The sequence below is a fragment of the Bordetella genomosp. 9 genome (assembly GCF_002261425.1).
Taxonomy (GTDB): domain Bacteria; phylum Pseudomonadota; class Gammaproteobacteria; order Burkholderiales; family Burkholderiaceae_B; genus Bordetella_C.
In genome coordinates, this window is sequence record NZ_NEVJ01000001.1 from 531538 (window position 1) to 545892 (window position 14355).

Genomic DNA, 14355 nt, shown 5'->3' on the forward strand with positions numbered 1-14355 from the left:
ACAATATTGGCGCCAAATTTGGGCATTATGGAGACGCGGCCGGCGATCCGTAACCCAGGGCTTTCCCCAGGGCTCCCCCCGGGGCTCCTCCCGGGGTTCCACCCGGGACGAACGCTGGGGTCAGGGCATGGTCTGCATGACGTGTTCGCGGATGATTTTCTGCAGGCGCTTGACGTCGCGGGCTTGCAGCGCGGCGACGATATCGAAGTGTTCGCGCACCGATTTTTCGATACGGGCGCGTGTCATCCATTGCGTGGCCGGCGCGGCGACGGCGCGGCTGCGCATGTCGTGGATCAGCGACACCAGTTCGCGATTGGCGCACAGGTCGTAGAGCATCTCGTGGAACTGCAGGTTCACTTCGTACTGCTGCAGCAGCGTGCCCGTCAGGACCAGCTGTTCGAAACGTTCCGCCAGGTCGCGCAGCTGCGCGACCTTGGCGTCGGTGACTTGGGGCATCAGGTCGGCGGCGGCGCCGGCTTCCAGCATGGCGCGGATATCGCGGATGTGGTTCTGCCGCCGCTCGTCGATCGCGTGGACGTGATAGCCCCGGTTGGGAACGTGTTCGATGACACGCTTCTGGGTCAGGTGGTCCAGCGCGCGCCGGACGTCCAGCCGCTTGGCGCCATAGCGCTCTTGCAGGTCGATCTGCTTGAGCCAGGCGCCGGTTCCGAACACGCCGGACTGGATATCACGGGCAAGTTGATCGGCCAGCGTAGCCGGTGCGGTAGAGGCCGCCGTCTTCGGCATGATTTCATTCCGTTATGGGTTCACGCGGATTTTATGAAATTTGCCTCGACCTTTGCAGCGGCCGGCACGATCAGGCGGCGGCGGTCGCCGCCGCCGGTTCGGCGAAGCGCCATTTGAGCCGCACGCCGCCGGCCTCCGTGGACACCAGCACGGGGATGGCGGCGAGCAGCCGCCGCGTGTAGTCCTGCTGCGGCGCATCGAAAATCTGGTCGCGCGTGCCCTGTTCGACGATGGCGCCGTCCTGCATCACGATGACGCGGTCGGCGACCTGTTCCACCACGCCCAGGTCGTGGCTGATGAACAGGCAGCTGAAGCCATGCCTGCGCTGCAGGTCGGCGAACAGGTCGAGGATCTGCGCGCGCACGGTCACGTCCAGCGCCGAGACCGGCTCGTCGGCGATGACGAAGGACGGACGCCGCACCACGGCGCGCGCGATGGCGACGCGTTGGCGCTGGCCGCCGGACAGCTCGTGCGGATAACGGGCGCCGTGTTCGGCGGACAGGCCGACTTCGTCCAGCGCCTCGCCGACGCGACGGGTCTTGTCGGCGGCGCCCAGGCCCGGCGCCAGGCGCAGGGCTTCGCCCACCAGCTGGGCGATCGTCATGCGCGGATCCAGCGACGAGTAGGGGTCCTGGAACACCATCTGGCAGTTCAGGCGGTAATCGTTCCAGGCGGCGTCGCCGCGCTTGACCGGCCGGCCCCGGAACAGGATCTGGCCTTCCGTCGGCGCGACCAGGCCGGCGATGGCGCGGCCCAGGGTGGTCTTGCCCGATCCCGAACCGCCCACCACGGCCACGACCTCGCGCGGGTGCACGGCCAGCGACACGCCGTCCAGGGCCCGCTTGGCGGCGGTGCGCGACAGCATGCGCTGGCGGCCGGCGTAGTCGACGACGAGCTGCCGGACTTCCACCACCGGCGCTTCGCGCGACGGCAGTCGCGCCGGCATGCGGCGCGGCATGGCCTGCAGCAGCTTGCGGGTATACGGGTGCTGCGGCTGCGCGAGCAGGTCCGCGGTGCGGCCGCTTTCCACGACTTCCCCTTGCGACATGACGACCACGCGTTCCGTGTAGCGCGCGACCATGGGCAGGTCGTGGCTGATCATCAGCACGGCGGTGCCGTGTTCGCGCGTCAGGCCCACCATCAGTTCGAGCACGTCGCGCTGCACGACCGCGTCCAGCGCGGTGGTGGGTTCGTCGGCCACCAGCAGCGCCGGCGCCAGCAGCATCACCGACGCCAGCATCATGCGCTGGCGCATGCCGCCGGAAAACTCGTGCGGCCAGGCCTTCAGGGCGCCTTCGGGATCGCGCAGGCCGACCCGGGCCAGCATGTCCAGGATGCGCTTGCGGCGCGCGGCCGTGCCCAGGTCGCGACGATGCAGGGCCAGGCCTTCTTCCAGCTGCCGGCCTATCGTCATCGACGGATTCAGGGACGTCATGGGCTCCTGGAACACCATGCCTATCCGCGCGCCGCGCAGGCGGCGCAGCACCGACGGCGCTGCCTGCGTGATGTCGGTGCCTTCGACCAGGATGCGCCCGCCCACGCGCACCAGCGGCGGCGGCGTCAGGCCCAGGATGGCGCGTGCGGCCTGCGTCTTGCCGCTGCCGGATTCGCCGACGATGCCGACCATTTCGCCGGGCGCGATGTCGAAGGACACGTTGCGCACGATCTCGCGGCCGCCATGTCCCACCGCCAGGGTCAAGCCCTGTACGCTGACCAGCGCCTGCCCCGCGCCTCCCATGTCCGTTGCGCCGCGCGGGTTCATTGCATTCCCCGCATGCGCGGATCCAGGCGGTCGCGCACGGCGTCGCCCAGCAGGTTGATGCCCAGCAGCGTGATGGCGATGCACAGGCCGGGCAGGATGGACAGATACGGCGCCTGCGACAGGAAGGGCCGGGCCGCGGACAGCATGTTGCCCCAGGTGGGGGCGGGCGGCGGCACGCCCAGGCCCAGGAAGGACAGGGCGCTTTCGGCCAGCACGACCCAGCCGAACATCGACGTCGCCAGCACGGTCAGCGGCGCCAGGCAATTAGGCAGCACGTGGCGCGCCATGGTGTAGAGCTCGGAATTGCCCAGCACGCGCGAGGCTTCGATGAATTCCCGTTCGCGCAGCGACAGCACCGTGCCGCGCACGATGCGCGTGACCGACGGCGTGTAGGCCAGCCCCAGCGCCAGGATGATGCCGTATTTGTTGGCGCCCACCACGGCCAGCAGGCCCAGCGCGAGCAGCAGGCCGGGAAAGGCCAGCAGCGCGTTGTTGAAGGCCATGACGATGCGGTCGGTCCAGCCGCGCACGAAGCCGGTCAGCAGCCCCACGCAGGTGCCGGCGACGAGCGCGAAGGCCACCGTCAGCAGGCTGATCCACACGCTGGCGGCGGCCCCGGCCATCAGCCGCGACAGCTCGTCGCGGCCGAACTCGTCCGTGCCGAGCAGGTAGGCGCCGCCCGGCGCATGCAGGCGCGCGACGAAGTTGATCTTGAGCGGATCGTAGGGCGTCCACGCCACGCCCGCGATGGCGGCGGCGACGACGATGCCCACCAGGACACCGCCCACCAGCGCATTGGCTGCCACGCGTTTTCTCATTCGACGGTCACCCTGGGATCGAAGAAGGGATAGCACAGGTCGACGACCAGGTTGACGACCACGTAGATCACCGCCACGAAGAGCAGGCAGCCCTGGATCACCGGGTAGTCGCGGCCGAAGATGGAATCGACCAGCAGCCGGCCGAGCCCCGGTATGGTGAACACGGTTTCCACCACCGCAATGCCGCCCAGCAGGTTGCCCAGCACCAGCCCGATCAGCGTCCACGTCGGGCCGAAGGCGTTCTTGAAGGCATGCCGCATCAATACCGTGCGCTCGGACAGGCCCTTGGCGCGCGCATGGGTGATGTAGTCCAGGCGCAGCACTTCCAGCGTGCTGGCGCGCGCCATGCGCATGATGACGCCTATCTCATGCAGGAAGAGCGTCAGCACCGGCAGGATCAGGTACAGCAATCCCGCTTTCCAGTCGCTGGACACCGACACATAGCCCACCACCGGCAGCCACTGCAGCTTGACGCCGAACAGCAGCAGCAACAGCAGGCCGCCCCAGAAGGTGGGGATCGACACCAGCAGGGTCGCGCCGCCCACCAGCATGACGTCGGGCAGCGCATTCTGCTTCCATGCCGCGATCATGCCGGCCGGCACCGCGACCGCGGTGGCGAACAGCACCGCCGCCAGTACGACCTGCGCGCTGACCACGAAGCGGTCCCAGACCAGTCCCAGCACATGCTGGCCGGTCGTGATGGATACGCCCAGGTCGCCATGCAGCATGTTGCGGAACCAGATGCCGAACTGGACCGGCCAGGTCTGGTCCAGCCCCAGCCGCGCGCGCAGGTCGGCCAGGCTGGCGGGATCGGCCAGGTCGCCCAGCATCAGCTGCGCCGGATCGCCGGGGATCAGCCGGATCATCACGAACACCGCCACCGCCACGATCAGCAGCGTGGGCAGGGTCATCAGGATACGGGTCAGCGCGAAACGCAGCATGGCTACCGTCCTTGGCCGCCGGGCCTATGCGCTACGGTCCTGGCCGCGGTCCTGCCGCAGCACCTTGGCGAAGAAGTCCTGCACGATGCCCACCACCTTCAGGCCGTCATGCGGCACGTTGTCGACCACGTCCATGTCCACCGTCACCCCGGCCGCCTCGAAGGAGCGCCGCAACGTGGCCAGCCTTTCGGGACGCGTGCGGCCGGCGTCGTTGCAGCCGGGCATGTAGTACTTGCCGCCGGGCTGGTGGGTGATCTCCCAGGTTTCCATGTCTGCCTTGCCCACCACCATATGCACCGCCACGCGCCGCAGGGCGTCCAGGTCCAGGCTCTTGCCGAAGCGGGCCGCCATGTCGCGCGTGCCCACCCACCAGTCCTTGTCGGCATCCAGCAGCGTGACCGACCCGGGCGCGCCGATGGACACCGCGCGCAGCCGTTCCGGATGCAGCACGGCGAAGCGGTTGACGAACTGGCCGCCGCCGGAATAGCCGAACAGCATGAAGCGGCTGAAATCGCAGCCGTACTTTTCCGCGACTTCGTCCACCATGTCCAGCAGCACGTCGTCGTAGCGGATGTCGCCTTCGCGCAGATGCTTGAAGCCGTCGCGATTGCCGTCGCCCAGCACGCCCGCCGGGAACAGGGGGCACAGCACGATGCAGTCGTTCCAGCGCGCGAACTCGGCGAAGGAATCGCGGTATTCCACGAAGGCGCGGCCCGTGCCGTGCACGATCACGACCAGTTGCATGGGCCGGGTGGCCTGCGCCAGGTGCGGCGGCACGTAGGTGCAATAGGAAAACCTTGCGTCGCCGCGCGACGCGTAGATGATGCCGGGGCCCAGGTCGTAGAGGGCGCGCGCCAGGCTGGCGCTGTCGGAAGGCGAGGAATCTTGGGGCATGGGGTGCTCTGGAAGAAATGCGTGGGCTGGCGTGCGGCCAGTCGACCGATCTCGCGGCGACAGTGTGCAACTAAATTGGCGCCAATATTATTCACCGCCGTAAGGGGCCGCAAGGCGGGTAATCCCGTACCGGCGCGCAGGACGCGGTGGGTGGCGGGCCGTATCATCGGCGGTGATGCGCGGCGGGAACATCGATTGCTGGGCATCGTCCCGCGCAGGCATCGCGGGTTTGAATCCAGTCCTTCCACGTTGAATACGCCGAGTTCGCACATGTCCTACTTGTCCCGAGTCCGAGCCACGCCATCCGTCCTGCTGCGGCTGCTGATCGCGTCGGGCAAGCAATGGTCCGAGCACCGCGCGTCCAGCAAGGGCGCGGCGCTGGCGCTGTACACGATTTTTTCGCTGGCGCCCATGCTGATCCTGGTGATTGCCGTGGCCGGCGCGTTCTTCGGCGAACAGGCGGTGCGGTCCGAGCTGGTCGGGCAGTTGCGCGACCTGATGGGCGATCGCGGCGCGGAAGTCATCCAGATCGTCCTGGCCAGCGCGCATGAATCCGGCAGTGGCCTGGTCGCGACTGTCATGTCCATCGCGGTGCTGATATTCAGCGCGACGACCGCCTTTGCCGAACTCAAGGAAAGCCTGGACGAGCTGTGGGACGTGCGCGGCAAGCGCCGCAGCGGCGTGCACGGCATGGTGCGCAGCCGTTTGCTGTCCTTCGGCCTGGTGCTGGTGCTGGCGTTGTTCCTGCTGATTTCGCTGACCGTGAACGCGGGCCTGAGCGCGGCGCACAGTTACTACGGCGCCCTCTGGACCAATTCGGCCTTCGCGATGGTGGCCGAGGTGCTGTCCGGCGTTTTCTCGTTCGCGGTGGTGGCGGCGCTGTTCGCCGTGATCTACAAGCTGCTGCCCAACGCCGTGATTCCCTGGGGGCACGTGCTGCCGGGGGCGGTGGTGACGGCGGCGCTGTTCCTGCTGGGGAAATGGGGCATCGGCCTGTATCTGGGGCGGGGCGCGGTGGCGTCGGCCTACGGAGCGGCCGGCTCGGTCGTGGCCCTGCTGCTGTGGATCTATTATTCCGCGCAGATTTTCTTTTTCGGCGCGATCTTCACGCGGCAGTACGCCCTGTATATGAGCCGTCCCGACGAACTGGCGCCCGCGGCCTGAGCTTCCGCGCCGGCCATGGTTGAATGGCCGGCCGTTTCGCAAAAGCGGCATCCGGCACGCGCGGCGGTTTCCGGGCTAATCTGTCCATCCGTCTTCGCTGGAGCCATCGATCGATGGATACGGAATCGCCTGCCGGGCCCCGCCGTTCGCCATTCTCCCACGTCCTGTTCCATGTGCAGGACCCCTTGCGCCGCATGGTGTTCGCCCTGCGCAACCTGGGTTCGCCGTATCAGCGTTACCGCCATGCCCGCGCGCTGCACGGCATACGGGTCGCGCTGGCGATGCTGACGACGGTGCTGCTGTCGCGCCTGCTGGACCTGCCGCACGGCGTGTGGGCCAGCGTGTCGCTGCTGGCGGTCATCGGCGGCATCCAGCATCACGGCAACATCCGCAAGAAAGCCATGGAGCGCGGCCTGGGCACCATGCTGGGCGCGCTGGCGGGATTGCTGCTCATCTTCGCGGAGGAGTTCGGCGCGCCGCCCGTCGTGACGATAATCGCCATGTGCGCCATCGGCGGACTGTGCGCCTACTACGCGATCGGGCGCGGCGGCTATATCGCCTTGCTGACCGCAATCACGATGGTCATCGTGGGCGGGCAGGGCGGCGATCCCATGGCGACCGGCCTGTGGCGCACGCTGCAGGTATGTATCGGCATCGCCGTGGCGCTCGCCTTTTCGTTCGCCTTGCCCCTGAACGCCAGCTATTCCTGGCGCTACAGCCTGGCGCTGAACCTGCGGCGCGCGCAACAGCAGATCCGGCGCCTGCAGACGGACCAGCCCTTCACGCCCGAAGCGCGCAGCGCGATGTTCTCCGAACTGAGCAAACGGTCCATCGCCTTGCGGGGACTGATGCCCTCGGCCGCGAAGGAGATGAAGCTGAGCGGCTCGCAGATCGAACGCATCCAGCAGCACCAGCGCGCGATCGTGGCGGCGTTGGAGATGATATCCAACGCCCGCCTGCATGCGTCCGCGCAGGATCAACTGAACCTGTCGCGGGCGTTTCGCGGCAGCCAGGGGCAGTCGCTGCGGCGCGGCCTGCTGATGATCGCCCGGGCGCTGCGCAAGGGTGACACGTCGGTGCTGGGTACGGCTGCCGGCGCCGCGGGCGAAGATGGGGCCACCCCTTCTGCCACCCCTTCTGCCACCGATCCGGCCGCCGGCTGGGTGGCGACGCTGCAGGGGCCCGACTGGGTGATGCGCGAAATGGCGGCGCAGATCGAGCAGCTGCGCAAGGCCGTCGTGGTCCTGCCCCGGCAGCGCAACTGACGCCCCTGTAACCCGACGCGCTAGTTCCTGGAAACCTCCCATACCCGCGCCCGCTTCAGCGCCCAGGGCGTATAGCCCTGCACGGTGTCGCGGAACGCGCCGACGTCCAGGCCGTTGAACAGAGGCATCATCGGCGCATCCGCCAGGAACAGCTTGTGCAGCTCGTCGAACTGCGCCTGGCGCTGGGCGGTATCGGTGATCTGGGATGACGAATCGATCAAGGCCAGCGCCTTGGGATCGTCCCACACCTTGCGCGGCTGCTTGTCCTTGTTGCCCGCCATCATTTCATAATTCAGGCTGGGATCCAGGCGCGCGGAATACGGGAACACCATCATCTGGTATTTACCGCTGTTGTAGCGGTCCAGCTGCGACGCCCATTCCTGCACTTCCAGCCTTGCGTTGATGCCGACGGCCTGCAGCATCGCCTGGATGATCACGCCGGACGAGTAGGTCTCGGGATAGCGCTTGGTCGCCATCATGACCAGCTCCTGCCCCTTGTAGCCTGATTCCCGCACCAGCTTCTGCGCCAGCGCGGGGTCATATTTCCAGGCCTCCTGCTGGGTCTTGTCGTAGTAGGAAGAGATTAGCGGCACCATGGACGTACTGGGCTGCATCAAGCCATCGCCCACCGCGGCGACCAACTGCCCGGCATCGATCGCGTGCACGATTGCCTGCCGCAGCTTGACGTTCGACAGCAGGGGGTCGCGCGTCTGCATCAGCAGCGCCGTCAGGCTCATCACCGGCGAGGTCGCCACCTTCACGCCCTTGACGGCCTGCATGGTCTTCACGTCCGAATACGACAGGTCCTGGATGATGTCGACGTCGCCGCGCTGCAGGCCAGCCTTGGCCGTCGCGTCGTCCGGCACGATCATGAAGCGGACTTCATCCACCAGGGGCCGCTTCGAACCGGTAAAGCCGTCCAGCTTGCCGCCCTGGTTGGCGTAGTGGGGATTCTTGACCAGGCTGATGTATTGCCCGCGCTTCCATTCGTTCAGCATGAACGGGCCGGTGCCTATGGGCTTGTTCCATGTGCCGTCCGGATTCACGGAATCGCGATGCACCACGCCGCTGCCCGCGCAATCGGGGCGCGCCAGCGAACCCAGGAACAGGCCGTAGGGCTTTTCCAGGTGATACACCACGGTATGCGGATCGGGGGCGTCGACCGAGGTCACCTTGGCGCCGCCGCTGCCGTCGAAATCGCCATGGCAGCGCCATGCCGTCTTGGGATTCATGAAGTAATTCCAGCTCCACACCACGTCCTGCGCGGCCAGCGGCGCGCCGTTCTGGAAGGTGACGCCGTCGCGCAGCGTGAAGGTGTAGGTCTTGCCGTCGTCGCTGATGGCATACGACTTGGCCAGCAGGGGTTTGATCTCCGCATGTTCGCCGAAGGCGACCAGGCCTTCGACGATATGCATCACCACCATGTCGCTGTTGGCGTCACGGTTCACGCCGGGTTCCGTGGAGCGGATGTCCGCCGTCATGGCGACGCGCAAGGGCGTGCCGTCGGCCGCATGGGCGGGTGTCGCGAGGCCGGCCGTGGCGGCGATGGCCAGTGCCGTCGCTGCCAGCATCGCGGCGGCGGGACGGCGGAATGTGTGCGTTGTCTTCATGCCGCGCTCCTTGCCGTCAACGGGGGGTGTAGGTGATGACTTCGGGTTCCGCGATCAGGCTGTAGCGCGTGTAGACCTGGTTCAGCGCGGGCAGCGGCACGACGTCCATTTCGCCGACGGCCGGTTCCATCACCACCATCGCGACCGATGCCGAAAGATTGTCGTGGCTGCCCGGACGCGGCGGGCGGCACACCGAGTAGGGCGCGCCGAAGTTGTCGAAGAAGGCGGCGCGCAGGTCGTCGCGCGTCAGCGCGTCGCGCCTGTTCAGCAGCCGCCGCACGCGCCAATCGCGGTACTGGCTTTCCGGGGTGCTGGCGCGGCCGGTATCGCGCAGCTTGCACAGCGCGACTTCGCTGACCCAGTGATTGGCATGCACGATCAGGTCGTCGGTGCCGGGGTAGATGGGGAAGGCTTCGTCCGTCGTGCATTCGAAATCGATGCCGAAGCCTTCCGCCATGCCCAGCATGATGTTGTTGGAACAGGACTTGGGCGTGGTCGCCACCGCTTTCACCGCCAGCGCGAAATGCTGCTGTTCCAGCACCTTGCGGCGGATGAGCGACAGCGGCACGCCCAGCTGCTTGAAGTCGCGATCCGATTCCAGGTAGTTGGCGGTGATCGAGATCCCTGTGCTGTTCAGTCCGCTGCGCGCCAGGCCGCCGGCTTCGACGAAGGTCAGCATGTCGGGGCCGTCCTCCTGCCGGATGCGCAGCACGATGGACGTCTCGGCGCATTCGGCGCGCCAGTCCCAGTTCTGGCCATGCAGCAGGTTGCCGGTGGCCGAGCGCTCCGGCAGCACCAGCGCGCCGGTGCAGCCGTCGCCGGGTTCGAGTTCGGCGGCTTTCTTCTTTTCCGCGCGCGCCTTGGCGACGACCTCGGTGCGCGCGTTGATCATGACGATGTCTTCCAGCGGCACGCCGGCGCCGTCCGCGATGCCGCGCATCTCTTCGATGTAGTGCGGGCCGTAGGCCTCGATTTCCTTGGCGAAGGACTCGATCAGCTGCGTGCGCGCCGGACCGTCGTAGCCCAGGGTCACGAGGGTCTGGCCGTACATGGCCGCGCTCTTGCGCACCCGGTCCACCGCCGCGCGCCCGTACTGCACGCCTCGTTCATAGGGCTTCCCGGCGACCGAGATGAAAGGGAACTGCTGCGGAGTGGTGGGCATGGCGTACCTGGCGTGGGCAGGGAGTGTCCGGCAGGAGCCGGCGCCGGACTGGCGCATGCGCTGCGGGCAGGGGGAGCGGAAAAGTTTATCCTAAATTGGCGCCAAAAATATCAGGGATTGTCCCAGCCCGTGCCCGGCGATCCGGTGCCGCCCACGGTGCCGCCCAGGTAGCTGCCTGCCGGCGCGGCGGCGACGGTGGCACGGTCCGGGTTCCGCGCCGCGCGATCCGCTCCGTGCGCGCGCGGCATAAAAAAAGGCCAGGTCCGAAGACCTGGCCTTTTTCACTTGCGTTGGCTTGCGGCCGGCCCGTCCCGATGATCCGGGCCGGGCCTGCGAGCAGGACTTGCTTAGAAGTCCATGCCGCCCATGCCGCCCATGCCGCCAGGCATGCCAGCCGGCGCGGCGGGCTTGTCTTCGACCAGCTCGACCACGGCGGCCTCGGCCGTCAGCAGCAGGCTGGCGACGGACGCGGCGTTTTGCAGGGCGGTGCGGGTGACCTTGGTCGGATCCAGCACGCCTTGCTCGACCAGGTCGGCGTACTCGCCGGTCGCGGCGTTGTAGCCGTAGTTGCCCTTGCCAGCCAGCACGGCGTTGACGACGACGCTGGATTCTTCACCGGCGTTGGCGACGATCGTGCGCAGCGGCTCTTCGACGGCGCGCAGGATCAGCTTGATGCCGGCGTTCTGGTCGGGCGTATCGCCCTTCAGCTGGGCAATGGCTTGCTTGGCGCGCAGCAGGGCCACGCCGCCACCCGCCACCACGCCTTCTTCCACCGCGGCACGTGTGGCGTGCAGGGCGTCTTCGACGCGGGCCTTCTTTTCCTTCATTTCGACTTCGGTCGCGGCACCGACGCGGATCACGGCAACACCGCCGGCCAGCTTGGCCACGCGCTCTTGCAGCTTTTCACGGTCGTAGTCGGACGTCGCTTCTTCGATCTGGACGCGGATCTGCTTGACGCGGGCTTCGATCGACTTGCTGTCGCCAGCGCCGTCGATGATGGTGGTGTTTTCCTTGCCCACTTCGATGCGCTTGGCCTGGCCCAGGTCTTGCAGGGAGGCCTTTTCCAGCGACATGCCGGTTTCTTCGGAGATGACCACGCCGCCCGTCAGGATGGCGATGTCTTCCAGCATGGCCTTGCGGCGGTCGCCGAAGCCAGGCGCCTTGACGGCGGTGGTCTTCAGGATGCCACGGATGTTGTTCACAACCAGGGTGGCCAGCGCTTCGCCTTCGACGTCTTCAGCGATGATCAGCAGCGGACGGCTCGACTTGGCGACTTGTTCCAGCACGGGCAGCAGGTCGCGGATGTTGCTGATCTTCTTGTCGAAGATCAGGACGAAGGGATCGTCCAGCGCGGCGACTTGCTTGTCGGGGTTGTTGATGAAGTAGGGCGACAGGTAGCCGCGATCGAATTGCATGCCTTCGACCACGTCCAGCTCGTTTTCCAGCGACTTGCCGTCTTCGACGGTGATGACGCCTTCCTTGCCGACCTTGTCCATCGCGTCGGCGATGATCTGGCCGATCGACGAATCGCTATTGGCGGAGATCGAGCCGACCTGGGCGATTTCCTTGCTGGTCGTGACGGGCTTGCTCAGCTTCTTCAGCTCTTCGACGGCGGCGGCGACGGCCTTGTCGATGCCGCGCTTCAGGTCGATGGGGTTGAAGCCGGCGGCCACGTACTTCAGGCCTTCCTGGACGATGGCCTGGGCCAGCACGGTGGCGGTCGTGGTGCCGTCACCGGCGTTGTCGGAGGTCTTGGAGGCAACGTCCTTGACCAGTTGCGCGCCGATGTTCTCGAACTTGTCCTTCAGTTCGATTTCCTTGGCGACGGACACGCCGTCCTTGGTCACGGTCGGGGCGCCGAAGGAGCGCTCCAGCACGACGTTGCGGCCCTTGGGGCCCAGGGTGGTTTTGACAGCGTTGGCGAGGACATTCACGCCACGGACGATGCGCACGCGGGCGTCATCGGCAAACAGGACTTGCTTGGCAGCCATAGTGGTTCCTTACTGGAATTCTGTGGGAATTCTGTCGAATTCGGTATTCGGACGGGGGAATTACTGGATCACGGCGAGGATTTCTTCCTCGCGGATGACGAGCAGCTCTTCGCCATCGACCTTGACGGTCTGGCCGGAATACTTGCCGAAGAGCACCTTGTCACCGGCCTTCAGGTCAACCGGCAGGACCTTGCCGTCTTCCGTGCGCTTGCCGGGACCGACGGCGACGACTTCGCCTTGGTCAGGTTTTTCGGCCGCGCTGTCGGGGATGACGATGCCCGAGGCGGTTTTGCGCTCGTTGTCCAGGCGTTTGACGATCACGCGATCATTCAAAGGACGCAGGGCCATGAAGAACTCCTGTATTCAGTACGATGTGGGGTTGTCTCTAGGGACCGGCCAGAGGCTGTGTTAGCACTCATTGGCGGCGAGTGCTAATTATAGGGGCGGTTCTTTGGCGTTCAAGGGGGTGGGCCGTCGTTGTTACAACTCGCCGATTTGGCGAAGGGTTGAACCCGACGCAGGACTATAAGTCCCTGAGTTGCATCGACTGAGCGAAGCGGACCGCGCGATCGGCCGCTTGGATGGCGTTACTTTGATGCTGCCGGACAAGGCGCTCTTCCTGTACATGTATGTGCGGAAAGAGGCCGTGCTGTCGTCGCAGATCGAGGGTACCCAGTCTACCTTGGACGACCTGCTGCGGTTCGAAAGCGCCGCGACCGCCGGCAAACCCATCGACGATGTCGGCGAAGTGTCCAGCTATGTCGATGCAATGTTGTACGGCTTGGAGCGAATGCGCGACGCCTCGCCGCGAGGTCTGCCGCTCTGTCTGCGCCTCATCCGGGAAATGCATGCCCGTTTGCTGCGCAATGGACGCGGTCAGGCCAAGGAACCAGGAGAATTTCGCCGATCGCAGAACTGGCTCGGTGGCGCTCGGCCGGGGCATGCCGTGTATGTGCCTCCACCGGTCGATGCGATGACGGACTGCCTGAGCAATTTCGAGACGTTCTTGCAGGACGAGACGACGTCGATACCCCCACTCATCAAGGCAGGGTTGCTGCACGTGCAGTTCGAGAGTATTCACCCATTCCTTGATGGCAACGGCCGGTTGGGGCGCCTGTTGGTGGCGCTTTATCTCGTGGACAGGAAAGTACTCCGCGAGCCACTGCTTTATCTCAGCTTGTATTTGAAAACGCATCGCTCCGAATACTATCGGCTGCTGCAGGAAGTCAGGGAGCGCGGAACGTGGGAAACCTGGCTGGAGTTCTTCCTGGATGGCGTTGCCCAGACCGCCAACAATGCTCACGATAGTGCGCTCCGGATCGTCACTCTTTTCAAGACTGACCGGGACCGTATTGCAAAGCTTGGCGATAGAACTAGCTCGGTGCTGCGGCTTCACGATTTCCTGCAGGCGCGGCCATTCGTCACCGCCACCCAGGCAGCGAAGCAAACCGGACTGAGTATGCCGACTGTCAACAGCAGCCTGGAAATACTCGAGCGCGAAGGCGTCATCCAAGAGTTGACCGGCAAGCGGCGTGGCCGCGTCTACGCTTACAGTGCTTTTCTGGAAATCCTCGATGAAGGCACGGATCTCGCTTTCGATGCCGCATAGCGACTCGAAGCCTGGGGCTACCTATCCCCGTCGGTCGCGCACGGGAATGCCATAGGCACCCACAATACGCGCGTCCTGTTCGGCGGCTGAAAACTGTTCCCATTCGAGACCGTTCACGTCGGTGCTGCTCGAATAACCCTCTGCGGTATCGTCTTCGAACCCGACATGGCGTAACTGTCCCGCCTGCCCGGGTTTCTCGTTGATCGAGAAGTTGAGGATATCGGTGCGCCACATCGCGTACTGGCCTGGTACGACGGCGGACGGTGGTTGTCCCAGGCGGCGGCTGTAGTCCGCGATCGATGCATCGAGGTTCGCAACCGCCAGTGCGATGTGGAAGCGTTTCATGAGGGGCTCGGGATGGGATAGTCGGTTTTGACCCCGCTCATCCTACC

General features: G+C 65.9%; 14 protein-coding genes. 3 read left to right on the forward strand and 11 right to left on the reverse strand.

The genetic code is table 11. From position 1 onward, the window contains the following. Window positions 1-120: 120 nt before the first annotated feature. The 5 genes from CAL26_RS02355 to CAL26_RS02375 all read right to left on the reverse strand — a co-directional run bounded on the left by CAL26_RS02355 (window position 121) and on the right by CAL26_RS02375 (window position 5162). Window positions 121-747: a GntR family transcriptional regulator gene (locus CAL26_RS02355; RefSeq protein WP_094845312.1), complete on the reverse strand. Its 627-nt coding sequence runs from the start codon at window positions 745-747 to the stop codon at window positions 121-123. Between the two features lie 70 nt (window positions 748-817). Further along, window positions 818-2509, reverse strand: coding sequence for an ABC transporter ATP-binding protein (locus tag CAL26_RS02360; RefSeq protein ID WP_256987893.1), 1692 nt, complete (start codon window positions 2507-2509; stop codon window positions 818-820). Then, the gene (locus CAL26_RS02365) at window positions 2506-3327 is read right to left on the reverse strand and encodes an ABC transporter permease (protein ID WP_094845313.1); all 822 of its coding nucleotides are present in this window, start codon (window positions 3325-3327) and stop codon (window positions 2506-2508) included. Before CAL26_RS02365 ends, CAL26_RS02360 begins: the two co-directional genes overlap by 4 nt. Continuing rightward, window positions 3324-4268: an ABC transporter permease gene (locus CAL26_RS02370; RefSeq protein WP_094845314.1), complete on the reverse strand. Its 945-nt coding sequence runs from the start codon at window positions 4266-4268 to the stop codon at window positions 3324-3326. Before CAL26_RS02370 ends, CAL26_RS02365 begins: the two co-directional genes overlap by 4 nt. 24 nt (window positions 4269-4292) lie before the next feature. Then, the gene (locus CAL26_RS02375) at window positions 4293-5162 is read right to left on the reverse strand and encodes a hydrolase (protein ID WP_094845315.1); all 870 of its coding nucleotides are present in this window, start codon (window positions 5160-5162) and stop codon (window positions 4293-4295) included. A 270-nt stretch (window positions 5163-5432) separates the two neighbouring features. Here CAL26_RS02375 and CAL26_RS02380 point away from each other — a divergent pair, with 270 nt between their 5' ends. After that, window positions 5433-6326 carry a YihY/virulence factor BrkB family protein gene (locus CAL26_RS02380; protein WP_094845316.1) on the forward strand — a complete coding sequence of 298 codons (894 nt, stop codon included), beginning with the start codon at window positions 5433-5435 and terminating at the stop codon, window positions 6324-6326. Window positions 6327-6439: 113 nt separating this feature from the next. Continuing rightward, window positions 6440-7591, forward strand: coding sequence for an FUSC family protein (locus CAL26_RS02385; protein WP_179283217.1), 1152 nt, complete (start codon window positions 6440-6442; stop codon window positions 7589-7591). A gap of 20 nt (window positions 7592-7611) precedes the next feature. Here the strand turns inward: CAL26_RS02385 and CAL26_RS02390 are convergent, their stop codons facing one another. The 5 genes from CAL26_RS02390 to groES all read right to left on the reverse strand — a co-directional run bounded on the left by CAL26_RS02390 (window position 7612) and on the right by groES (window position 12702). Continuing rightward, window positions 7612-9201, reverse strand: coding sequence for an ABC transporter substrate-binding protein (locus tag CAL26_RS02390; RefSeq protein ID WP_256987894.1), 1590 nt, complete (start codon window positions 9199-9201; stop codon window positions 7612-7614). Window positions 9202-9217: 16 nt separating this feature from the next. After that, window positions 9218-10363 carry a C45 family autoproteolytic acyltransferase/hydolase gene (locus CAL26_RS02395; protein WP_094845318.1) on the reverse strand — a complete coding sequence of 382 codons (1146 nt, stop codon included), beginning with the start codon at window positions 10361-10363 and terminating at the stop codon, window positions 9218-9220. 110 nt (window positions 10364-10473) lie between these two features. Beyond that, a complete protein-coding gene (locus tag CAL26_RS28230; protein ID WP_179283218.1) occupies window positions 10474-10611 on the reverse strand; it encodes a hypothetical protein in 138 nt (45 codons plus the stop codon). A 99-nt stretch (window positions 10612-10710) separates the two neighbouring features. Then, window positions 10711-12354 (reverse strand): chaperonin GroEL, encoded by a 1644-nt coding sequence (gene groL, locus CAL26_RS02400; RefSeq protein ID WP_094845319.1) that lies wholly within the window; start codon window positions 12352-12354, stop codon window positions 10711-10713. Between the two features lie 60 nt (window positions 12355-12414). Then, window positions 12415-12702 (reverse strand): co-chaperone GroES, encoded by a 288-nt coding sequence (groES, locus tag CAL26_RS02405; RefSeq protein WP_086063141.1) that lies wholly within the window; start codon window positions 12700-12702, stop codon window positions 12415-12417. Between the two features lie 190 nt (window positions 12703-12892). Here groES and CAL26_RS02410 point away from each other — a divergent pair, with 190 nt between their 5' ends. Then, window positions 12893-13963 carry a Fic family protein gene (locus CAL26_RS02410; protein WP_256987900.1) on the forward strand — a complete coding sequence of 357 codons (1071 nt, stop codon included), beginning with the start codon at window positions 12893-12895 and terminating at the stop codon, window positions 13961-13963. Between the two features lie 21 nt (window positions 13964-13984). On the opposite strand, the gene CAL26_RS02415 is transcribed toward CAL26_RS02410, so the two are convergent. Continuing rightward, a complete protein-coding gene (locus CAL26_RS02415) occupies window positions 13985-14308 on the reverse strand; it encodes a hypothetical protein (protein WP_094845320.1) in 324 nt (107 codons plus the stop codon). Between the last annotated feature and the right edge of the window lie 47 nt (window positions 14309-14355).